The sequence below is a fragment of the Pseudomonas sp. R-28-1W-6 genome, assembly GCF_009799925.1.
Classification (GTDB): Bacteria; Pseudomonadota; Gammaproteobacteria; order Pseudomonadales; family Pseudomonadaceae; genus Aquipseudomonas.
The window spans coordinates 432,235-453,210 of sequence record NZ_WELK01000003.1 but is presented as its reverse complement, the minus strand read 5'-3'; the positions used below and the strand labels follow the sequence as shown (position 1 = coordinate 453,210).

At 66.1% G+C, this 20,976-nt stretch carries 18 protein-coding genes; 7 read left to right on the top strand and 11 right to left on the bottom strand.

Going from position 1 to position 20,976, the window contains the following annotated elements:
• The first annotated feature begins 50 nt into the window (after nucleotides 1-50).
• From F3I62_RS09705 to F3I62_RS09695, 3 genes are all read left to right on the top strand, one after another.
• Entirely contained in the window at nucleotides 51-329 is a 279-nt protein-coding gene (locus F3I62_RS09705) for a polyhydroxyalkanoic acid system family protein (protein WP_160489440.1), read from the top strand.
• Nucleotides 330-447: 118 nt separating this feature from the next.
• Nucleotides 448-897 (top strand): phasin family protein, encoded by a 450-nt coding sequence (locus F3I62_RS09700; protein WP_160489439.1) that lies wholly within the window; start codon nucleotides 448-450, stop codon nucleotides 895-897.
• Nucleotides 898-907: 10 nt separating this feature from the next.
• Entirely contained in the window at nucleotides 908-1,657 is a 750-nt protein-coding gene (locus F3I62_RS09695) for a phasin family protein (protein WP_160489438.1), read from the top strand.
• Nucleotides 1,658-1,707: 50 nt separating this feature from the next.
• On the opposite strand, the gene F3I62_RS09690 is transcribed toward F3I62_RS09695, so the two are convergent.
• The 10 genes from F3I62_RS09690 to F3I62_RS09645 form a co-directional block, all read right to left on the bottom strand.
• Entirely contained in the window at nucleotides 1,708-2,322 is a 615-nt protein-coding gene (locus tag F3I62_RS09690; protein ID WP_160489437.1) for a TetR/AcrR family transcriptional regulator, read from the bottom strand.
• Between the two features lie 78 nt (nucleotides 2,323-2,400).
• Entirely contained in the window at nucleotides 2,401-4,083 is a 1,683-nt protein-coding gene (phaC, locus tag F3I62_RS09685; RefSeq protein WP_160489436.1) for a class II poly(R)-hydroxyalkanoic acid synthase, read from the bottom strand.
• Nucleotides 4,084-4,242: 159 nt separating this feature from the next.
• Nucleotides 4,243-5,100, bottom strand: coding sequence for a poly(3-hydroxyalkanoate) depolymerase (phaZ, locus tag F3I62_RS09680; RefSeq protein ID WP_160489435.1), 858 nt, complete (start codon nucleotides 5,098-5,100; stop codon nucleotides 4,243-4,245).
• Between the two features lie 183 nt (nucleotides 5,101-5,283).
• Entirely contained in the window at nucleotides 5,284-6,963 is a 1,680-nt protein-coding gene (gene phaC, locus F3I62_RS09675) for a class II poly(R)-hydroxyalkanoic acid synthase (RefSeq protein WP_160489434.1), read from the bottom strand.
• A 266-nt stretch (nucleotides 6,964-7,229) separates the two neighbouring features.
• Nucleotides 7,230-7,601, bottom strand: coding sequence for a gamma-butyrobetaine hydroxylase-like domain-containing protein (locus F3I62_RS09670; protein ID WP_160489433.1), 372 nt, complete (start codon nucleotides 7,599-7,601; stop codon nucleotides 7,230-7,232).
• A gap of 55 nt (nucleotides 7,602-7,656) precedes the next feature.
• Nucleotides 7,657-8,997, bottom strand: coding sequence for an ATP-dependent protease ATPase subunit HslU (hslU, locus tag F3I62_RS09665; protein ID WP_160489432.1), 1,341 nt, complete (start codon nucleotides 8,995-8,997; stop codon nucleotides 7,657-7,659).
• Nucleotides 8,998-9,020: 23 nt separating this feature from the next.
• Nucleotides 9,021-9,551, bottom strand: coding sequence for an ATP-dependent protease subunit HslV (gene hslV / locus F3I62_RS09660; protein ID WP_160489431.1), 531 nt, complete (start codon nucleotides 9,549-9,551; stop codon nucleotides 9,021-9,023).
• Nucleotides 9,552-9,647: 96 nt separating this feature from the next.
• Nucleotides 9,648-10,340, bottom strand: a complete 693-nt coding sequence (locus tag F3I62_RS09655) for an SPOR domain-containing protein (protein WP_160489430.1) — start codon at nucleotides 10,338-10,340, stop codon at nucleotides 9,648-9,650.
• The gene (argS, locus tag F3I62_RS09650; protein WP_160489429.1) at nucleotides 10,341-12,080 is read right to left on the bottom strand and encodes an arginine--tRNA ligase; all 1,740 of its coding nucleotides are present in this window, start codon (nucleotides 12,078-12,080) and stop codon (nucleotides 10,341-10,343) included.
• Nucleotides 12,081-12,204: 124 nt separating this feature from the next.
• Nucleotides 12,205-14,424, bottom strand: a complete 2,220-nt coding sequence (locus F3I62_RS09645) for a primosomal protein N' (protein WP_160489428.1) — start codon at nucleotides 14,422-14,424, stop codon at nucleotides 12,205-12,207.
• Nucleotides 14,425-14,584: 160 nt separating this feature from the next.
• Here F3I62_RS09645 and rpmE point away from each other — a divergent pair, with 160 nt between their 5' ends.
• The 4 genes from rpmE to F3I62_RS09625 all read left to right on the top strand — a co-directional run bounded on the left by rpmE (nucleotide 14,585) and on the right by F3I62_RS09625 (nucleotide 18,424).
• Nucleotides 14,585-14,797 carry a 50S ribosomal protein L31 gene (gene rpmE, locus F3I62_RS09640; RefSeq protein ID WP_160489427.1) on the top strand — a complete coding sequence of 71 codons (213 nt, stop codon included), beginning with the start codon at nucleotides 14,585-14,587 and terminating at the stop codon, nucleotides 14,795-14,797.
• Nucleotides 14,798-14,823: 26 nt separating this feature from the next.
• Nucleotides 14,824-15,624 (top strand): thermonuclease family protein, encoded by an 801-nt coding sequence (locus tag F3I62_RS09635; protein WP_160489426.1) that lies wholly within the window; start codon nucleotides 14,824-14,826, stop codon nucleotides 15,622-15,624.
• On the top strand, nucleotides 15,621-17,060 hold the full coding sequence (locus F3I62_RS09630) for a M48 family metalloprotease (RefSeq protein WP_160489425.1): 1,440 nt from the start codon (nucleotides 15,621-15,623) through the stop codon (nucleotides 17,058-17,060). Before F3I62_RS09635 ends, F3I62_RS09630 begins: the two co-directional genes overlap by 4 nt.
• A 95-nt stretch (nucleotides 17,061-17,155) precedes the next feature.
• On the top strand, nucleotides 17,156-18,424 hold the full coding sequence (locus F3I62_RS09625) for a malic enzyme-like NAD(P)-binding protein (protein WP_160489424.1): 1,269 nt from the start codon (nucleotides 17,156-17,158) through the stop codon (nucleotides 18,422-18,424).
• Between the two features lie 89 nt (nucleotides 18,425-18,513).
• On the opposite strand, the gene F3I62_RS09620 is transcribed toward F3I62_RS09625, so the two are convergent.
• Nucleotides 18,514-20,925, bottom strand: a complete 2,412-nt coding sequence (locus F3I62_RS09620; protein WP_160489423.1) for a penicillin-binding protein 1A — start codon at nucleotides 20,923-20,925, stop codon at nucleotides 18,514-18,516.
• Nucleotides 20,926-20,976 lie beyond the last annotated feature (51 nt).

Genomic DNA, 20,976 nt, shown 5'->3' with positions numbered 1-20,976 from the left:
CAGGCGGCGCGGTATAGTCGTGCGACACCAGGTCGCTGTCGGAGTTGTGCATGGCCCGTATCACCGTCGAACGTTCCCATTCCCTCGGCCGCGAAGCCGCTCGCGAAAAGGCCGAGATGCTCGCCGAGCGCCTGGCGCGCGAATACGACGTGAAATACCGCTGGGCCGGCGACACCCTGGAGTTCAAGCGCAGCGGTGCCGACGGCAGCATCGAGGTCAGCGCCGACCAGGTGCGGGTCAAGCTCAACCTCGGCCTGCTGTTGTCGGCCCTGGGCGGCACCATCAAGCGTGAAATCGAAGACACCCTGGACAAGCACCTGCAGGCGTGAAGGCTGACCTGGCGCAGCTATTTCACCACCTAGTATGTGATTTCTAATTTTTCCCCCTACCTTGAGCTCAAGTCCTGCGAAAGGACCAACCTTCCATCACTTGAGCGTGAGGTGCCCCATGGCCACTAAAGCCGCCGTTAAGAAGAAAGTCGCTGTCGAAGTCGAAAGCAAAGCCACCGTGCTGACCGACGTGAAGGCCTATGCCCACAAGGTCTGGCTGGCAGGCCTGGGTGCCTACGTCAAGGCCGGCCAGGAAGGCGCTGGCTACTTCAAGGAGCTGGTCAAGGCCGGTGAAGGCGTCGAGAAGCAGGGCAAGAAGCTGGTGACCGAGCAGGTCGACGCGGCCAACAGCCAGATCAGCAGCCAGCTGGAAAGCGTCAAGAGCAGCGTGTTCGGCGTGAAGGAAAAGGTCGAAGTGCAGCTCGACAAGGTCGAGAAAGCCTTCGACAGCCGCGTTGCCAGCGCCCTGAATCGTCTGGGTATTCCGTCCAAGCAGGATGTTGAGGCACTCTCTGCTAAGCTGGACGAGTTGAATGCATTGCTTGAACGTGTCGCGCGTACCCAATAAGGAGAGCAGGATGGCTGTTAAAAAAACTACCGCTGCAAAACCGGCAGCTAAGAAGCCAGCGGCGAAGAAGGAAACCAGTTCCTGGATCGGCGAAGTCGAGAAGTATTCGCGGCAGATCTGGCTGGCCGGTCTCGGCGCCTATTCCAAGGTCAGCAAGGACGGCACCAAGCTGTTCGACGGTCTGGTCAAGGATGGCGAGAAAGCCGAGAAGCAAGCCAAGACCGAAGTCGACAAGCAGCTGGGCGCGGTGAAGACCACCGTCGGTTCGACTGTTGACACGGCCAAGTCGAAAGTCGACGAAGTCAAGGACAAGGCCCTGGGCAAGTGGAACGAGCTGGAAGAGGCTTTCGACAAGCGTCTGAACAGTGCGATCTCCCGCCTCGGCGTGCCGAGCCGCAACGAAGTGAAGGCGCTGCAGGCCAAGGTCGACACCCTGACCAAGCAGATCGAGAAACTCACCGGTGTCTCGGTGAAGTCGGTCGCCAAGCCTGCTGCTAAACCGGCGGTCAAGGCTGCCGCCAAGCCGGTCGCCAAAGCTGCCGTCAAGCCAGCGGCCAAACCGGCCGCCAAGCCGGTTGCCAAGGCCGCTGCCAAGCCTGCCGCGAAACCGGCGGCCAAGCCGGCCGTGGCGAAGAAGCCGTCCGCACCGAAAGCCGCCGCCAAGCCGGTTGCCGCCAAGCCGGTCGCTGCTGCCCCGGCAGCCGCGCCTGCTGCTCCGGCTCCGGCCGCTGCTCCGGCGACGCCAGCCACCCCGTCCTGAGTTTCGACTCGGCACCACAAACGCCCGGCCCAGTGCCGGGCGTTTGCGTTTCAGGCCTCCAGGTAGCGCTGCGCCAGCTGCTCGGCGGCGTGGCGTGAGCCCGGGGTGAGGTGGGGGGCGACCAGCATCATGATCTGGTAGACCACCAGGCGCACTTCACCATCAGCACCGACGATGCGCTGGTAGTCGAGGGAGAACAGCAGGGTCAGGGTGATCTGCTCGACCAGCTGGCCAAGCGACTGGGTTTCGCTCTGCAGTTGCCCTTCGGCCTTGAGCCGGGCCAGCAGGGTGGCCAGGGTGCGCTTGAGCTGGTTGAGCCACTGGCGGATGCCGCGGCCCAGCTTGGGCAGGCGCCCGGCCAGGTTGGACAGGTCTTGGAAGAGGAAGCGGTACTGCGCCAGGCGCTCGACGATCAGGTGCAGGAACAGCCAGTAATCCTCGGCGCCCAGTTCGACATCCAGAGGCGGATCGAGCAGCGGCGCCAGGTCGTTCTGGAAACGCTCGAACAGCTCGAGGATCAGCGGTTCCTTGCCGTGGAAGTGGTAGTACAGGTTGCCCGGGCTGATGCCCATTTCATTGGCGATTTCGAGGGTCGAGACATTCGGTTCGCCCTCCCGGTTGAACAGGTTCAGGGCGCATTCGAGAATGCGATCGCGAGTCTTCATTCCATGAGTGTTCTGTGGCCGCGGGAGCTCCGACCATAACCGGCCGGGCGCGCCCCGGCCAGTCGTTTTCGTTGATCTTCAGCGGACGTGCACATAGGTGCCGGGCGCCGCCTCCATGGCCGGGTACTTGCTGTTGCCGATGCTCAGCACGGTCTCGCGGCGCTCGCCGGAGCGCTGCTGGATCCAGGCCAGCCATTCGGGCCACCAGCTGCCTTCCTGTTTCTTCGCGTCGTAGTACCAGGCGCGGTGATCGCCGCTGAGCTTGCCGTTGTCCAGGTAGGTGGCCTTGGGGTTGCCCGGTGGGTTGAGGATGCTCTGGATATGCCCGCTGTTGGACAGCACGAAGCGGCTATCGCCGCCCAGCAGCAGGGCCGAGCGGTACACCGAGTCCCAGGGGGTGATGTGGTCGTTGATCCCGGCCACGCTGAAGCTGTCGAGGGTGACCTTGCTCAGGTCGATCGGCGTGCCGCAGATCTCCATGGCCCCGGCGCGGGTCAGCGGGTTGTGCTTGAACAGGTCGAGCAGGTCGCCGTGCAGGGCGGCCGGCAGGCGGGTGTTGTCGTTGTTCCAGTAGAGGATGTCGAAGGCCGGCGGTTCCTTGCCGAGCAGGTAGTTGTTGACCCAGTAGTTCCAGATCAGGTCGTTGGGGCGCATCCAGGCGAACACCTTGGCCATGTCGCGGCCGTCCAGTACACCGCTCTGGTAGGAGCGGCGCTTGGCCGACTCGAGGGTCTGCTCATCGGCGAACAGCATCGCCGGGCTGTCCACCTGGCTGTCCAGCAGGCTGACCAGGTAGGTGGCGCAGCCGACCTTGCGCAGCTGCTTCTTGGCCTGCAGATGCCCCTGCAGGGCGGCGATGGTCAGGCCGCCGGCGCAGGCGCCCATCAGGTTGACCTCCTTGCTGCCGGTGATGGCGCGGCACACGTCGATGGCTTCCTCGAGGGCCTGCACGTAGCTCGACAGGCCCCACTCGCGATGCCGCGCATCCGGGTTGCGCCAGCTGATGACGAAGGTCTGCAGGTCGTTCTTCAGGCAGTACTGGATGAAGCTCTTCTCCGGGCTGAGGTCGAAGATGTAGAACTTGTTGATCTGCGGCGGCACGATCAGCAGCGGGGTGGCGTACTGCTTTTCGCTCATCGGCTTGTAGTGGATCAGTTCCAGCATCTCGCTGCGGAACACCACGGCACCGGCGGCGGTGGCCAGGTTGCGGCCGACCTCGAAGGCCTGCTTGTTGACCTGACTGGGCAGCCCGCTGTTGTGCAGCAGGTCGTCGAACAGGTGACGGGCGCCACGCAGTACGCTGCTGCCGCCGGTATTGAACAGTTCCTTGAGCGCCTGCGGGTTGAGCAGGCTGTTGGAGGGGGCGATGGCGTCGTTGAGCAGGGCGAACAGGAAGTGCGCACGGGTGCGGTCGTCCGGCGACAGGTCGCTCTCGTCGATCCACGCCTTGAGCTGCTTCTGCCAGGCCAGGTAGGCCTGCAGGCTGCGTTTGTAGAAGGGGTTGAGGCGCCAGGTCGGGTCGCTGAAGCGGGCGTCCTGCGGGTTGGGCTGGTGCGGGGTGTCACCGAGCATCACCCGGCCCAGCTGTTTGCCGAAGGCGAACAGGTGGCGCGTGCTGTGCACCGGCTGGCGCAGGCCCTGGAACGCCAGGGTGCGCAGGGTGGAGAACAGGTCGCGGCCGCGCAGGCCGATCATCGCGCTTTGCGCATTCATGTAGTTGGCGGGTACCGGCAAGGATCCCGGGGCAGTCTTTTCAGGCATGGGGCAGGCTCCATCGTCAAACCGTCATGGGTAGATGACAGCAAGGCTTGTACCAAGGCGCGCCGGAACGCATTCCAGACTGCCGCGCAAGAATTCCTTTTACTCCGGCAGGGCCCTGGGTAAGGGCCAGTCTGCCGGCGCAGCACTACAGTTGTGCGGTCAGTGCCCGCGAATGGGCACGGGTTGCGGGTGCATCACCGCGCGGTGCCGTTCTTCCTCGAGAAACTTCATGATGATCGGCGCCACGGCCTCGGCGCGGGTCACCAGGAACAGGTGGCCATCGTCGATGACGTGGAACTCCGAGTTGGGGATGCGCCAGGCCAGCAGGCGCATGTTGACCAGCGGGATGAGCGGGTCATCGTCGCCGGCCAGTACCAGCGTAGGCTGCTTGATCCGATGCAGCCAGTGGATGCTGGTCCAGCCGAGGCCGGCGAACAGCTGCCAGTAGTAACCCATCTTGCCGCCGGAGCGGACCTTGCTGGCGTGCGCCAGGGCCAGCTTGGGGTCGCGGCGGAAGGCGCCGCCGTAGATGTCCGGGGCGATATGCACGCCGTAGGACGGCTGGATATAACGACGCGGGCTGGCCATGCGCCAGAGCACCTTGGGCTTGCCCGGCACCATCACCGCACCGGCCGAGGTGGCGGCGAGCACCAGCTTCTTGCAGCGCTCGGGGTAGTCGTGGGCGAACTGCTGGGCCAGCGCACCGCCCCAGGACACGCCGATGGCGTTGACCTGGCCGTAGTCCAGGTAGTCGAGCATGCGCGCGGCCAGCTTGGCCAGGCCGGGGAAACGGTACGGGGCGTTGGGCGTGGAGGAGCCGCCGACGCCGGGGACGTCGAAGGCGATCACTTCCAGCTCGGGGTCCAGGGCCTGGACGAATGGCATCACCAGCTCGAGGTTGGCGCCGATGCCGTTGAAGATCAGCAGCGGCGTGAGCTTGCTGTTACCGGGGCGGACCGCGGTGCGGATGGTCTGGCCGTCCAGTTCGATGGTACGGAATGCGAAAGGTTGCGGCATGCGCTAAGCCCTATGGTTTGATCCGTGGCGAGCCGATATCCAGCGCGGCTCTCCAGTGACCCACCGGCTGGGTGGGCAGGCACTGCCCCGGCCTTGCCGGCCGGGGCAGCGGACGGCACTTCCAGGTGTCGTCGGCAGTACTGCGCAAGGTGCAGTGATACAGGTGATGTTGTTGTCGTGTGTCTAGCGCTCGTGCACGTAAGTGCCGGGAGCCGCCTCGCCTGGCTGATGAGCCTTGCTGCCGAGGCTGGTTGGCGACTTCTTCAGCTTGCCCGAGCGTTCGGCCAGCCAGGTCTGCCAGTACAGCCACCAGGAGTCGGCGTGCTTGGTGGCGCCGGCCTGCCAGGCGCGCGGATCCAGCGGCATCTCGCTGTTGGTCATGTAGCGTGCCTTGGGGTTGCCCGGCGGGTTGAGGATGCTCTGGATATGCCCGCTGTTGGACAGCACGAAGTCGACTTTGCCGCCGAACAGGTGGGCCGACTTGTAGCAGGCGTCCCACGGCGTGATGTGGTCGGTGGTGCCGGCCAGGCAGAACAGGTCGCAGGTGACCTGCTTGAGGTCGATCGGCGTGCCGCAGACCTCCAGCGCGCCGGCGCGGGTCAGCGGGTTGGTCTTGAACATCTCGATGAATTCGCCGTGCAGGGCGGCCGGCAGGCGAGTGGTGTCGTTGTTCCAGTAGAGAATGTCGAACACCGGCGGCTCGTTGCCGAGCAGGTAGTTGTTGACCCAGTAGTTCCAGATCAGGTCGTTGGGGCGCATCCAGGCGAACACCTTGGCCATGTCGCTGCCCTCCAGTACGCCGGACTGGTAGGAGCGGCGCTTGGCCACCTCCAGGCTCTTCTCGTCGGCGAACAGGGCGACCTGGGTGTCGAGCTTGGTGTCCAGCACGCTGACCAGCAGGGTCAGGGCGTGTACCTTTTGCTCGCCGAGGGCGGCGTAGTGGCCGAGCAGGGAGGCGGTGGTCAGGCCGCCGGAGCAGGCGCCGAGCATGTTCAGGTCCTTGCTGCCGGTGATCGCCAGGACCACCTCGATGGCTTCCTTGAGCGCCTCGATGTAGCTCGACAGGCCCCATTCGCGCTGGGCCTTGGTCGGGTTGCGCCAGCTGACCACGAAGGTCTGGATACCGTTGCGCAGGAGGAAGCGGGCGACGCTCTTTTCCTGCGACAGGTCGAAGACATAGAACTTGTTGATCTGCGGCGGCACCACCAGCAGCGGGCGCTCCTGCACCTGTTCGGTGATCGGCTTGTACTGGATCAGCTCCAGCAGGTCGTTGCGGAACACCACGGCGCCTTCGCTGGTGGCCAGGTTCTTGCCGACCTCGAAGGCATCCATGTTGACCTGGCTGGGCATGCCGCCGTTGTGCACGATGTCCTTGGCCAGGTGCGAGAGACCGTCGAGCAGGCTCTTGCCGCCGGTTTCGAAGAAGCGTTTGACCGCGGCCGGGTTGGCCATGCTGTTGGTCGGTGCCATGGCTTCGGTCATCAGGTTGATGACGAAGTGGCCGCGGCTGGTGTCCTGTTCGCTGAGGTGGCTGTCCTCGATCCACTCGTGCAGCTCCTTGCGCCAGGCCAGGTAGGTCTGCAGGTAGCGGCGGTACAGCGGGTTCTGGCTCCAGGCCGGGTCGGCGAAACGACGGTCGCCTTCCTCGGGGGTCAGTTCCGACTGGCCGAGCAGAACGTTCTTCAGCTCGAAGGCGAAGTGGGTGACGTGTTTGGCGCTGTGGAACGGTTGCTTGATGGCCTGGGCCAGGACCATGCGGGCAGAGGTCAGGATGTCCTTGCCACGCAGGCCGATCACCGGGTTCAGGCCCAGGGTGCTTTCCGAGGCCTGCTGCTTCAAATCTTCGTTGTTCTTGTTGCTCATCTACGACGCTCCATTGTCCTGAGACGAATACCTGCACGCTGACACAGGGCGAGGGGCTGGTACTGCTCGGGTTACCGGTTGCGGAAGCTCTCCGCGCTTGCTCATACCTGGCTATGCCAAATGCATGGAACCTGCCAGTTCCTTGGTTACCCGAGTTTCCACTTTTGCGCAAGTTCGCCAATCCTGATGGGATTGCGCGCGGCAGTATGCCCAGGCACTTTAGAAAGTGCGCCCTAACCGTTAAGACAATATTGCGCGAGGCCGATCTAGAGCATCAGCTTGACGATGGACTCGTCCGGGTCGCGGGATTTCCCGGCCGAGGCCAGCGCGGCGAGGTAGTCGGCCCAGAGTTCGTCGTGGCGGGTGGCCAGCTGATAGAGGTAGTCCCAGGTGAACAATCCGCTGTCATGGCCGTCGTCGAAGCACAGTTTCAGTGCGTAATTGCCGGCCGGCTCCAGGCGGCTGAGGCCGACGCCGAGCTTGCCGGTTTGCAGGATGGGGTTGCCGTGGCCCTGCACCTCGGCCGAGGGCGAGTGCACGCGCAGGAATTCGGCGCTGAGGCTGTAGCTCTGCTCGCCGTAATGCAGCTCCAGGGTCTTGGAGGCCTTGTGCAGTTTGATCGAGCTGGGCATGCGCATGGATGGGCTTCCGAGTAGCGGGTGGATAACGCTGGGCATTATCCACCCGCAACCGTCAGAGGATATAGCGCGACAGGTCTTCGTCCTGGGCCAGTTCGCCGAGGTGGCTGTTTACGTAGGCGGCATCGATGCGGATCGGCTCGCCGTTCTGTTTCCCGGCCAGGTCGCCGGCGCTGAAGGAGACTTCCTCGAGCAGGCGTTCGAGCAGGGTGTGTAGGCGTCGCGCACCGATGTTCTCGGTCTTCTCGTTGACCTGCCAGGCGATCTCGGCGATGCGCTGGATGCCGTCCGGGAGGAACTCGATGTGCAGCCCTTCGGTCTGCAGCAGCGCGTAGTACTGCTCGGTCAGCGCCGCGTGCGGTTCGGTGAGGATGCGCTCGAAGTCCTGCGGCGACAGGGCCTTGAGCTCGACGCGGATCGGCAGGCGACCCTGCAGCTCGGGGACCAGGTCGCTGGGCTTGGACAGGTGGAAGGCGCCGGAGGCGATGAACAGGATGTGATCGGTCTTGACCATGCCCAGCTTGGTGTTGACCGTGCAGCCCTCGATCAGCGGCAGCAGGTCGCGCTGCACGCCCTCGCGCGAGACGTCGGCGCCGCCGACATTGCCGCGCTTGGCCACCTTGTCGATCTCGTCGATGAACACGATGCCGTGCTGCTCCACCGCTTCCAGGGCCTTGGCCTTGAGTTCTTCCTCGTTGACCAGGCGCGCTGCTTCCTCGTCGCGCACCAGCTTGAGGGCGTCCTTGACCTTGAGCTTGCGGTTCTTCTTCTTGCCTTTGCCCAGGTTGGCGAACAGGCTCTGCAGCTGGTTGGTCATCTCCTCCATGCCCGGCGGGGTCATGATCTCGACGCCGGCCGGCTGCTCGGCCACTTCGATCTCGATCTCCTTGTCGTCCAGCTGGCCCTCGCGCAGGCGCTTGCGGAACAGCTGGCGGGTGTTGGAGTCATGGCTCGGCGTCGGGTCCTCGTTGAAGCCGGTACGGGCCGGCGGCAGCAGGGCGTCGAGGATGCGCTCCTCGGCGGCGTCTTCGGCGCGCATGCCCATCTTCTGCACTTCCTGCTCGCGCAGCATCTTCAGCGCGGCATCGGCCAGGTCGCGGATGATCGACTCGACGTCGCGGCCGACATAGCCGACCTCGGTGAACTTGGTTGCCTCGACCTTGAGGAACGGGGCGTTGGCCAGCTTGGCCAGGCGCCGGGCTATCTCGGTCTTGCCGACGCCGGTGGGGCCGATCATCAGGATGTTCTTCGGTGTCACTTCCTGGCGCAGCTCGGCGGGCAGCTGCATGCGCCGCCAGCGGTTGCGCAGGGCGATGGCCACGGCGCGCTTGGCGTCGTCCTGGCCGATGATGTGGCGGTTGAGTTCGTGAACGATCTCACGGGGCGTCATGGGCATGGGGTGGGCTCCGGAAGCCGCGCTTATTCGGCGCAGTCTTCTTCCTCGATGGTCAGATTCTGATTGGTGAAGACACAGATGGAACCGGCAATGTTCAATGCGGTTTCGGTGATCTCACGGGCGGAGAGATCGGTTTTCTGCAGCAGGGCCATGGCCGCGGCCTGGGCGAAGCCGCCGCCGGAGCCCATGGCGATCAGGCCCTGCTCGGGTTCGACCACGTCACCGTTGCCGGTGATGATCAGCGAGGCGTCCTTGTTGGCCACCGCCAGCATGGCTTCCAGGCGGCTCAGCGAACGGTCGGTGCGCCAGTCCTTGGCCAATTCGACGGCGGCGCGCACCAGGTGGCCCTGGTGCTTCTCCAGTTGCCCCTCGAAACGCTCGAACAGGGTGAAGGCGTCGGCGGTGGCGCCGGCGAAGCCGGCCAGCACCTGGCCGTGATACAGGCGGCGAACCTTCTTGGCGTTGCCTTTCATCACGGTATTGCCGAGCGAGACCTGGCCGTCGCCGCCCATGACGACTTTGCCGTTGCGGCGCACTGAAACGATGGTGGTCAAGGGGAGAATCTCCACGCAGCGGGGCGAAGTTGCCCGAATGGAGATCAGATGGGGTGGCCGGCCCGGCTTTTCAACCGGGCGGTCACAAATCGCGGATCAGCGGCTCTGCCGCTGTTGTAGCAAGAGATTGCTGAAACCGCTGCCAGCCAGCTGCTTCTGCGCGCTGGCCAGCTGCTCGCGATTGGCGTAGGGGCCGACCAGCACGCGGTACCAGGTTTCCTCGCGCACCGTGCCGGATTCCACCTGCACGTTCTGGCCGAGCAGGATGATCTGCGCGCGCACCTTGTCGGCGTCGTCCTGCTTGCGGAAGGAACCGGCCTGGAGGAAGAACTGGGTGGTGGCCGGCGTCTTGGCCACCACCGGCGGCGGTGGCGGAGTCTGGCCGTTGAGCAGGGCTTCGGCGCGCGCGGCGTCGATCTTCGCCGCTTCCTCCGGCGTCACCGGCTTGCTCTCGGCCGCTTGTTTCTCGGTCGGCAGAGCCTCCGGCGGCACGATGACCTCGGATTCCGGCAGCAGGGTGTAGAAGTCGTACTTCGGCTTGGGCGCTTCCGGCTTGCCGGCTGGTGGCTTGGCCGGCCCACCGGTCGGCGTGCTGCCGGGGCGCTGCGCCTCCTCGGGTTTGGCGCGCTTGATGCCGTCGCGGCCCGGCTCGAGGCTGAACAGGAACACCATGAAGCCGCCGATCAGCAGGCCGCAGGCCAGCCACACCCAGCCAGGCACCGGCTTCTTCGCCGGTGCCTGGTAGCGGCTGGCGCCGCGCTTGGGCGCGGGCTTCTTCTTTGCCGCCACTTACATGCGCTCCAGGGTATCCAGGCCGAGCAGCTCCAGGCCCTGCTTGAGGGTGCGCCCGGTCAGCGCGGCCAGGCGCAGGCGGCTGTTGCGCAGCGCCTCGTCCTCGGCGGAGAGGATCGGGCAGTTCTCGTAGAAGCTGGAGAACAGCCCGGCCAGGTCGTACAGGTAGGCGCACAGCAGGTGTGGGGTGCCCTTGTCGGCGATGCCGTTAAGCACGTCGGCGAACTGCGCCAGCTTGCCGGCCAGGGCTTGTTCCTGCTCGGCGCCCAGGCTGATTTGCCCGCCAATTTCCTCGACGCTCTTGCCCAGCTTGCGGAACACGCTGGCCACGCGGGTGTAGGCGTACAGCAGGTAGGGCGCGGTATTGCCCTCGAAGCTCAGCATCAGTTCAAAGTTGAAGCTGTAGTCGCTGGTGCGGTGCTTGGACAGGTCGGCGTACTTCACCGCACCCACGCCCACGGCGCGGGCGATCTGGCGCAGCTCGGTGTCGTCCAGCTCGGGGTTCTTGGCCTTGACCAGGCTGTAGGCGCGCTCTTCGGCCTCGTTGATCAGGTCGACCAGCTTCACCGTGCCGCCGTCGCGGGTCTTGAACGGACGGCCGTCGGCACCGTTCATGGTGCCGAAGCCCATGTGCTCCAGCTGCATCTCCGCCGGGACGAAGCCGGCCAGGCGGGCGGCGGCGAAGACCATCTGGAAGTGCAGGGCCTGGCGCTGGTCGACGAAGTACAGCACGCGGTCGGCCTTCAGCACGCTGGCGCGGTAGCGGGTGGCGGCCAGGTCGGTGGTGGCGTACAGGTAGCCGCCGCCGGCCTTCTGCACGATCAGCGGCAGCGGGTTGCCTTCGGCGTTCTTGAACTCGTCCATGAACACACACTGGGCGCCTTCGCTCTCGCTGAGCAGGCCCTTGGCCTTGAGGTCGGCGATCACGTTGGCCAGGTCGTCGTTGTAGGCGCTCTCGCCCTTGACGTCGGCCATCGAGAGCTTCACGCCGAGGCGGTCGTACAGCGCCTGGCAGTGGCTCAGGGAAATGTCGTTGAAACGGTGCCACAGGCGCAGGCAGTCGGCGTCGCCGGCCTGCAGCTGGACCACCAGCTGGCGGGCGCGGTCGGCGAATTCGGACGACTCGTCGAAGCGCTTCTTCGCCGCGCGGTAGAAGCCCTCCAGGTCGGCCAGGCCGGCCTCGCTGTCGACCGGTTGTTCCTGCATGTAGGCCAGCAGCATGCCGAACTGGGTGCCCCAGTCGCCGACGTGGTTCTGCCGGATCACGGTGTCGCCGAGGAACTCCAGGACGCGCGCCACGCCGTCGCCGATGATGGTCGAACGCAGGTGGCCGACGTGCATTTCCTTGGCCAGGTTGGGCGCCGACAGATCGACCACCACGCGCTGCGCCGGGCCGGCCTTGCGCACGCCGAGCCTGGCGTCGGCCAGCGCCGCTTCCAGGCGCTGGGCCAGGGCGTCGCTGTTCTGGAAGAAGTTGAGGAAGCCGGGGCCGGCGATCTCGACCTTGCTCACCTGGGCGTCGTCCGGCAGGGCGGCGACCAGCTTCTCGGCCAGCTCGCGCGGCTTCATGGCGGCCGGCTTGGCCAGCATCATGGCGATGTTGCTGGCGAAGTCGCCGTTGCTCTTGTCCTTGGTGTTCTCCACCTGGATCACCGGGCTCAGGCCCTCGGGCAGCACGCCCTCGGCGGTGAGGCGGGTCAGGGCTTGCTGGATCAGGTGGCGAATAGTGTCTTTCATGGTCTGCTCGGTCGGCCGTGGCGGGTCGAAAACTGGGCATTATCCGTGGCCGGGGGGCGTGGCTTCAAGTCGCACGCTCCAGGCGGTCGGCAAAAGCTGCGTGCAGCCTGCTGGAATGGGGCGTTCAGAACAGATCGATGGGGTCGACATCCAGCGACCAGCGCACCGCACGGCCGCCCGGCATGGCTTCGAGGATCGGCAGCCAGGCGCCCAGCAGCTTGTGCAGCGGCGCGCGGCTGCCGGCCTGCAGCAACAGCTGGGCGCGATGGCGGCCGGCGCGGCGCTCCATCGGCGCGGGGACCGGGCCGAGCAGTTCGATGGCCGGTAGCTGCAGTTCCTGTTGCAGCTGTTCGGCGTAGGTGCAGGCCTCGTCGAGGAAGGCCTCGGCCTGGCCCGGCTTGTGCGCCTCGGCGCGCAGCAGGGCGAGGTGGGCGAACGGCGGCAGGCCGGCGCCGCGCCGTTCGCTCAAGGCCTGCTCGGCGAAGGCCGGGTAGCCCTGCTCGGTGAGCTGGACCAGCAGCGGGTGGTCGGCCAGGTGCGACTGGATGATCACCTTGCCCGGCTCCTCGGCCCGTCCGGCGCGCCCGGCGACCTGGACGATCAGCTGGGCCATGCGCTCGCTGGCGCGAAAGTCCGCGGAGTACAGGCCGCCGTCGGCATCGAGGATGGCCACCAGGGTGACGCGCGGGAAGTGGTGACCCTTGGCGAGCATCTGCGTGCCGACTAGGATGCACGGCTCGCCGCGGCTGATGGTGCTGAACAGCTTGTCCATGGTGCCCTTGCGCGCGGTGGTGTCGCGGTCGATGCGCAGCACCGGAAAATCCGGGAAGAGGATGTTCAGGCGCTCCTCGGCGCGCTCGGTGCCGGCGCCGACCGGGCGCAGGTCGACGGTACCGCAGTCCGGGCACTGCCGCGGCGGCCGTTCGGCATGCCCGCAGTGGTGGCAGCGCAGCTCGCCGGAGCGCTGGTGCAGGGTCATGCGTGCGTCGCAGCGCTGGCACTGGCTGATCCAGCCGCAGTCGTGACACAGCAGGGTCGGGGCGAAGCCGCGGCGGTTGAGGAACACCAGCACCTGCTGGCCGGCGGCCAGGGTCTGGCCGATGGCCTGCTGCAGCGGACCGGAGATGCCGGAGTCGAGCGGCAGGCTCTTCACGTCCAGGCGCAGGAAGCGCGGCGGCTGGGCGCCGCCGGCGCGCTGGGTCAGCTTGAGCAGGGCGTAGCGGCCGGCGTGGGCGTTGTGCAGGCTTTCCAGGGAGGGCGTGGCCGAGCCGAGGACGATCGGCAGGTTTTCCTGGCGGGCGCGCACCAGGGCCAGGTCGCGGGCGTGGTAGCGCAGGCCTTCCTGCTGCTTATAGGAGGCATCGTGCTCCTCGTCGATGATGATCAGCCCGGGGTTCTTCAGTGGGGTGAACAGCGCCGAGCGGGTGCCGATGACGATGTCCGCCTCGCCGTCGCGCGCCGCCAGCCAGGCGTCCAGGCGGTCGCGGTCGTTGACCCCGGAGTGCAGCAGGGCGATCCGTGCGTTGAAGCGGCGGGCGAAGCGCTCCAGGGTCTGCGGGCCGAGGTTGATCTCCGGGATCAGCACCAGGGCCTGCTTGCCGGCCTCCAGGCAGTGGCGGATCAGCTGCAGGTAGACCTCGGTCTTGCCGCTGCCGGTGACGCCGTACAGGAGGAAGGCATGGAAGCCGTGCATGCCGGCCTGCACGCTGTGGAAGGCGGCGCGCTGCTCGGCGTTCAGCGGCAGCTCCGGCTGAGCCAGCCAGCCGCCGTGACGGACCGGCGCGGCGTTGCGGCGGATCTCGACTTGCACCAGGCCCTTCTCCAGCAGCAGGTCGAGGCTGTCCTTGTTCAGTTGCAGCTTGCTCAGCAGGCCGTGTGCCACGCCGTGGGGATGCTGGGCCAGGGTGCGCAGCGCCTCGCGCTGGCGCGGTGCGCGGGCCAGGCGCGGGTCGTTGAGGTCGGCCGCCGCGCTGGCGTGCCAGAAACGCTCCTGGCGCGCCTCGGCCGGTTCGCCCTGGCGCAGCAGCACCGGCAGGGCCCAGCTGAGGGTGTCGCCGAGGCTGTGCTGGTAGTACTGGGCAGTCCACAGGCACAGCTTGAACAGGGGCGCCGGTAGCGGTGTGTGGCGGTCGAGCAGCTGCAGGGCCGGCTTGAGCTTGTCCAGGGGAACTTCGCTGTGTTCGACCACCTCGATCAGCACGCCGATCATCTCGCGGCGGCCGAACGGCACGCGCAGGCGCATGCCCGGCTGCAGGGCGCTGCGCGGCACGCCGGCGGGCGCGCGGTAGTCGAACAGGCGGCGCAGCGGCGAGGGCAGGGCGAGGCGTAGAATGGTGTCGGGCACAGCAGGCTCCCAATGGACGCGGCGATGCTAACACGGCCGCGCGTCGCCCTGATCGACGGGTGGCTTGCGCGGCCGGCGTGCTCTGGTATGATCCGCGGCCTATTTCCGTGCGGTACCCGGCAGCAAGCCTGGTGGCGGCACACCAACCGAGGAAAGTGCGATGAAAGCCGATATCCATCCCCAGTACGAAGAAGTCAGCGCAACCTGCAGCTGCGGCAACGTGATCAAGACCCGTTCGACTCTGTGCAAGTCGCTGAGCCTGGACGTTTGCTCCGAGTGCCACCCGTTCTACACCGGTAAGCAGAAAGTGCTGGACACCGGCGGCCGTATCGATCGCTTCAACCAGCGTTTCGGCGTGTTCGGCTCCAAGTAAGCATCCGAGCTGCCACGGGCGACCTCATGGGTTGTGCCGCGCTGCTGAAAAAGGCGTCCCTGGTGGGCGCCTTTTTCGTTTCCGCGTTTCTGCTTGTGCCGGCCTGGGCTTTCTGTCCGCTGCCGCCGGCGCTGCCGCAGCTCAAGGTCGAGCGGGTGGTGGATGGCGATACCCTGCGCCTGGCCGACGGCCGCAGCGTGCGCCTGATCGGCCTCAATGCGCCCGAGCGGGCGCGCAACGGCCAGGGCGCACAGCCGTTCGCCGAGGCGGCGCGCCGGCGCCTGCAGCTGCTGGTCGAGGCCAATGGCGGGCGCGTCGGCCTGCGTCCGGGCGAGCCGGCGCGCGATCACTACGGGCGCACCCTGGCGCACGTCTACGATGACGCCGGGCGCAACCTGGAGGCGCAGTTGCTTGCCGAGGGGCTGGCCTATCAGGTGGCGTTCGAGCCGGCTAGCGGGCTGGTCGACTGCCAGCGCCAGGCCGAGCGGCAGGCCCGCGGCGGCCGTCTGGGCCTGTGGCGCAGCAGCCCAGTGGTGGCGGCGCAGGCGCTCGAGCGCGGCGGCTTCGCCCTGGTGCGCGGGCGCGTCGAGCGCGTGCAGCGCAATCGCGGCGGCTTGTGGCTGGAGCTGCAGGGGCCGCTGGTGCTGCGGATAGAGCCTAAGCTTCTGGGGTATTTCGATCTCGCCGCGCTGCAGGGGCTGGTCGGGCGCGAGGTCGAGGCGCGCGGCTGGGTGGTTGACCGGGCGCGAAGAGGCGGCGTAAATGCGCAGCAGGCGCGCTGGATGCTGTCCCTTACCCATGCGGCCATGCTCGAGGTGTTGCCATGATTGTGCGTTGTGCGTTGTTGCTGGTCGTGCTGTGGCAGCTGGTCGGTTGCGCCGTCAATCCGGCGACCGGGCGCACCGATTTCGTGATGATGAGCGAGCGGCAGGAAATCGAGCTGGGCCAGCGCTACAGCCAGGAAATCCTCAAGCAGTACCCGCGCTACCCCGATGAAAAGCTGCAGGCCTATGTGCAGCAGGTCGGCGAGCGGGTTGCCCGCCATGGTCATCGCAGCCAGTTGCAGTACCGCTTCACGGTCATCGACAGCCCGGACATCAACGCCTTCGCCGTGCCGGGCGGGCATATCTATATCCACCGCGGGCTGATGGCCTACCTCGGTTCGGAGGCCGAGCTGGCGGCAGTGCTCGGTCACGAGGTCGGCCACGTTACCGCTCGCCACAGCGTGCGCCAGCAGAGCCAGTCGACGGCCTGGAACATCCTCGGCCAGGCAGTGGCGGTGGGCACCGGGGTCGGCGCGGCGGGCGATCTGACCAATGTCCTGGGCGGTGCCTTCGTCAGCGGCTACGGGCGCGACATGGAGCTGGAGGCCGATGGCCTCGGCGCGCAATACCTGGCGCGCAGCGGCTATGACCCGCAGGCGATGATCGAGGTGGTCAAGGTGCTCAAGGCTCAGGAGGACTTCGCCCGCGACCAGGCCCAGGCCAAGGGGCAGGAGGTGCCACCGTCCGGCTACCACGGCCTATTCGACACCCACCCGGACAACGATACCCGCCTGCGTCAGGTGGTGGCCGCCGCCAGCCCGCTGGCCAGCGGCCAGGGCGAGGTCGGCCGGGATGCCTATCTGCAGCAGATCGAGGGCATGCCCTTCGGCGACTCGGCCGATGCCGGCGTGCGCCGCGGGCAGCGCTTCTATCATGGTGGGCTGGATTTCACCCTGGCCTTCCCGCCGGGCTGGGAGCTGATCAATCGGGCCGATGCGGTGATCATGCACGCCCCCGATCAGCAGGCGTTCGTGGTCATGAGCCTCGAGCCCCTGGCGCAGCCGGCGACGGCGCAGGAATACCTCGGCCGCCGTGCCGGCCGCCAGCAGTTGGTGCAGCAGGACAGTTTCCGCCAGGCCGGGCTGGAGGTCGCCACTGGCGTGGTGCCGGGGGCGGCGGCCAAGCGGGTGGCGGTGATCATGCGCGAGAAGCAGGCGTTCCTCTTCGTGGCCGCGGTCAAGGGTCGTGCTTCGCTGGAAAGCCAGGATGAGCGGTTCCTCGAGGTGATCCGCAGTTTCCGTCCGCTGCAGGCGCAGGAGCGTGAGCTGACCGAGCCGCGCCGCCTGCGTCTGGTGCAGCTCAAGCCCGGCCAGGGGCTGGAGGCGCTGAGCGGGCAGATGAGCGTCGAGGGCGATCCGCTGACGCGCCTGCGCCTGCTCAACGGCCTGTACCCGAGCGGGCAACCGCGCCCCGAGGCCTGGCTGAAGATGGTGCGCTAGGGCGCCGCAGCCCGCGTAGAGCGGCCTTGTCGGCGTCAGCCATCTTGCGTATGCTCGCTCGCCTGCGTTTCACAGCAAAAGCGGGAATAGCCAACATGTCCGATTTGAAAACTGCCGCTCTCGAGTACCACGCCCAGCCCCGTCCGGGAAAACTGAGCGTGGAACTGACCAAGCCCACTGCCACTGCCCGCGACCTGTCCCTGGCCTACAGCCCGGGTGTGGCTGAGCCGGTGCGCGAGATTGCCCGCGATGCCGAACTGGCCTATCGCTATACCGGCAAGGGCAACCTGGTGGCAGTGATTTCCGACGGTACCGCTATTCTCGGCCTGGGCAACCTCGGCCCGCTGGCCTCCAAGCCGGTGATGGAAGGCAAGGGCGTGCTGTTCAAGCGTTTCGCCGGTATCGACGTATTCGACATCGAAGTCGACTCCGAGAGCCCGCAGGCCTTCATCGACACGGTCAAGCGCATCTCCATCACCTTCGGTGGCATCAACCTGGAAGATATCAAGGCACCCGAGTGCTTCGAGATCGAGCGCGCGCTGATCGAACAGTGCGACATTCCGGTGTTCCACGATGACCAGCACGGCACCGCCATCGTCACCGCGGCCGGCATGCTCAACGCCCTGGAAATCGCCGGCAAGAACCTGCCGGAGGCCAAGATCGTCTGCCTCGGCGCCGGTGCCGCCGCGATCTCCTGCATGAAGCTGCTGGTGAGCATGGGCGCCAAGGTCGAGAACATCTTCATGAACGACCGCAAGGGCGTGATCCATGCCGGTCGCGACGACCTCAACCAGTACAAGGCGGTGTTCGCCCACGAGACCGACAAGCGCACCCTGTCCGACGCCCTCGACGGCGCCGACGTGTTCGTTGGCCTGTCCGGCGCCAACCTGCTGAGCGCGGAAGACCTCAAGCGCATGGCGCCGAACCCGATCGTGTTCGCCTGCTCCAACCCGGATCCGGAGATCAAGCCGGAACTGGCCCGCGAAGCGCGCCCGGACGTGATCATGGCGACCGGTCGTTCGGACTACCCGAACCAGGTCAACAATGTGCTCGGCTTCCCCTTCATCTTCCGCGGTGCGCTGGACGTGCGTGCGACCCGCATCAACGAAGAGATGAAGATCGCCGCCGCGCTGGCCCTGCGTGACCTGGCCAAGCTGCCGGTGCCGCAGGAAGTCTGCGACGCCTATGGCGGCATCGCGCTGAGCTTCGGTCGCGAGTACATCATTCCGAAGCCGATGGATGCACGTCTGATCACCGTGATCTCCGATGCCGTGGCCAAGGCGGCGATCGAGACCGGCGTGGCGACCCTGCCGTACCCGAAGAACTACCCGCTGAAGTCGGTGGATGACGTGTTCAACGGCTAAGCCGTAGCGCATAAAAAAGCCCCGCAACTGCGGGGCTTTTTTGTGGGTGGCGTTTGCGGTCCGGGCTCGGCGTGGTCGAGCGCAAGCCCTCAGAACAGGTCGATGGGGGCGGCTTCATCCTGCGGCAGCGGGCTGCCGGGGATGGCCAGGCCGTCCAGCTCGCTGGTCGGGGGCGGCGAGTCTTCGCTCTTGAACAGCTCGAAGTAGGCGTCCGGCGCGCCTGGCGAGGCGGCGCGGCCGCTGAGCGGATCGACGCGCAGGGTGAGCAGGCCGGCCGGCTCGGGCGGCAGGTGTTCCGGCTTGTCCTTCAGCGCGGCGCTCATGTAGTCCATCCAGATCGGCAGGGCCACGGTGCCGCCGTACTCGTGGCGGCCCAGGCTTTCCGGCTGGTCGAAGCCGGACCACACGGTGGTCACGTAATCGGCGTTGTAGCCGGAGAACCAGCTGTCCTTGGACTCGTTGGTGGTGCCGGTCTTGCCCGCCAGGTCGCCGCGGCCCATGGCCAGAGCGCGGCGCCCGGTACCGCGCTTGATCACGTCCTGCAGCATGTTGGTGAGGATGTAGGCGGTGCGCTCGTCGATGATCTGTTCGGCGATCACCGGCTTGACCGGGGCGGCATTCGCCTCCAGCGAGAGCGGCATGGCGTTCTGTTCTTCCAGGTTCGCCGCGCTGCTGGCGGTGCGCGCCGGGTTGGCGATGAACAGCGGTTTGCCCTCGCGGCTGTCGATGCGCTCGATCAGGTACGGCTGGATCTTGTAGCCGCCGTTGGCGAAGGCGGTCCAGCCGGTGGCGATCTCCAGCGGGGTCAGGTTGGCCGTGCCGAGGGCCAGCGACAGGTTGCGCGGCAGGTCCTGCTTGTTGAAGCCGAAGTTGCTGATGTAGTTGAGGGCGAAGTCGATGCCGATGGTCTGCAGCAGGCGGATCGATACCAGGTTGCGCGACTTGTACAGGGCCTCGCGCAGGCGGATCGGGCCGAGGAAGGTGTTGTTGTCGTTCTTCGGGCGCCAGGCTTCATCCATGCCCGCTTCCTGGAACACGATGGGCGCATCGTTGACCAGGCTGGCGGCGGTGAAGCCACTGTCCAGTGCGGCGCTATAGATGAAGGGCTTGAAGCTCGAGCCGGGCTGGCGCTTGGCCTGGGCTGCGCGGTTGTAGTTGCTCTGCTCGAAGGAGAAGCCGCCGACCAGGGCGCGGATGGCACCATTCTGCGGGTCCAGCGAGACCAGGGCGCTCTGTGCGGCCGGAATCTGGCGGAACAGCAGGCTGTTGTTCTTCGTCTCGCGTTCGACCCGGACCAGGTCGCCGATCTGCACCACGTCTTCCGGTTTCTGCGGCCTTGGCCCCAGGCTGTTGGTGTTGAGGAAGGGGCGGGCCCATTTCATGCTGTCCCAGGCCACCGGCTCTTCCTCACCGTTGCGCTTGAGTACCAGGATGCCGCTCTTCTCGACCTGACTGACGATCACCGGCTCCAGGCCGCCAATGCTTTTCTGCTTGCTCAGTTCCTGCAGCCAGGCTTCGCGGGTCAGGCCGGGCAGGCGGGTTTCCGGGCCGCGGTAGCCATGGCGCTGGTCATAGCTGATCAGACCGTCATGCAGGGACTGGTTGGCGGCCTCCTGCAGCGCGGCGGGTACTGTGGTGGTGACACGGAAACCTTCGGTGTAGGCGTCGCTGCCATAGCGGCCGACCATTTCGGCGCGGGCCATTTCGGCGATGTAGGGCGCATTCAGTTCCGGCGGTTGCACATGATGGCGTGCGTCCACCGGCTCGGCGATGGCGGCGTCATAGCGGGCCTGGTCGATGGCGCCCAGTTTCAGCATGCGGCCGAGAATCCAGTCGCGGCGTTCCATGCTGCGTTTCGGATTGATCAGCGGGTTGTAGCGCGAGGGTGCCTTGGGCAGGCCGGCGATCATCGCCATCTGCGCCAGGCTGGTGTCGCGGATCGATTTGCCGTAGTAAACCTGGGCGGCTGCCTCGATGCCGTAGGCGCGGTTGCCCAGGTATATCTTGTTGACGTAGAGCTCGAGGATTTCGTTCTTGCTGAGCTCGCGTTCTATCTGCAAAGCGAGGAGTATCTCGCTGATCTTGCGTGAAAAGCTGCGTTCGTTGGTAAGGAAGAAATTCTTCGCTACCTGCATGGTGATGGTGCTGCCGCCAGTCTGGATGTGTCCGCTCGACAATAACTGAGTGGCAGCACGCATCAGGCTGGTAAAGTCGACGCCATAATGGTTGGCGAAATTGTCGTCTTCTGCCGCCAGCAGGGCGTGGATGAAGTCCTGGGGGATGTCATCGAAGCGAATGGGGGAACGGCGCATCTCGCCAAACTCGGCGATCAGCTTGTTATCACTGCTGTAGACGCGCAGGGGGATCTGTAGCTGGATGCTGCGCAGTGACTCGACCGAGGGCAGGCCAGGACTAAGGTAGAGGAAGGCACCGCTGAAACTGAGGGCTAGCCCACAAAAAACGGCGACGCAAGACCACCAGAAAAACTTCAGCAGACGCATTAGGACTCTTGGATTTCCAGATAAAAGAATGAGTTAAGCGTGGGGCAGTGT

Coding starts and splice junctions, on each gene's coding strand:
- F3I62_RS09705 (WP_160489440.1), top strand. CDS start 51: ATGGCCCGTATCACCGTCGAACGTTCCCATTCCCTCGGCCGCGAAGCC.
- F3I62_RS09700 (WP_160489439.1), top strand. CDS start 448: ATGGCCACTAAAGCCGCCGTTAAGAAGAAAGTCGCTGTCGAAGTCGAA.
- F3I62_RS09695 (WP_160489438.1), top strand. CDS start 908: ATGGCTGTTAAAAAAACTACCGCTGCAAAACCGGCAGCTAAGAAGCCA.
- F3I62_RS09690 (WP_160489437.1), bottom strand. CDS start 2,322: ATGAAGACTCGCGATCGCATTCTCGAATGCGCCCTGAACCTGTTCAAC.
- phaC (WP_160489436.1), bottom strand. CDS start 4,083: ATGCCTGAAAAGACTGCCCCGGGATCCTTGCCGGTACCCGCCAACTAC.
- phaZ (WP_160489435.1), bottom strand. CDS start 5,100: ATGCCGCAACCTTTCGCATTCCGTACCATCGAACTGGACGGCCAGACC.
- phaC (WP_160489434.1), bottom strand. CDS start 6,963: ATGAGCAACAAGAACAACGAAGATTTGAAGCAGCAGGCCTCGGAAAGC.
- F3I62_RS09670 (WP_160489433.1), bottom strand. CDS start 7,601: ATGCGCATGCCCAGCTCGATCAAACTGCACAAGGCCTCCAAGACCCTG.
- hslU (WP_160489432.1), bottom strand. CDS start 8,997: ATGCCCATGACGCCCCGTGAGATCGTTCACGAACTCAACCGCCACATC.
- argS (WP_160489429.1), bottom strand. CDS start 12,080: ATGAAAGACACTATTCGCCACCTGATCCAGCAAGCCCTGACCCGCCTC.
- rpmE (WP_160489427.1), top strand. CDS start 14,585: ATGAAAGCCGATATCCATCCCCAGTACGAAGAAGTCAGCGCAACCTGC.
- F3I62_RS09635 (WP_160489426.1), top strand. CDS start 14,824: ATGGGTTGTGCCGCGCTGCTGAAAAAGGCGTCCCTGGTGGGCGCCTTT.
- F3I62_RS09630 (WP_160489425.1), top strand. CDS start 15,621: ATGATTGTGCGTTGTGCGTTGTTGCTGGTCGTGCTGTGGCAGCTGGTC.
- F3I62_RS09625 (WP_160489424.1), top strand. CDS start 17,156: ATGTCCGATTTGAAAACTGCCGCTCTCGAGTACCACGCCCAGCCCCGT.
- F3I62_RS09620 (WP_160489423.1), bottom strand. CDS start 20,925: ATGCGTCTGCTGAAGTTTTTCTGGTGGTCTTGCGTCGCCGTTTTTTGT.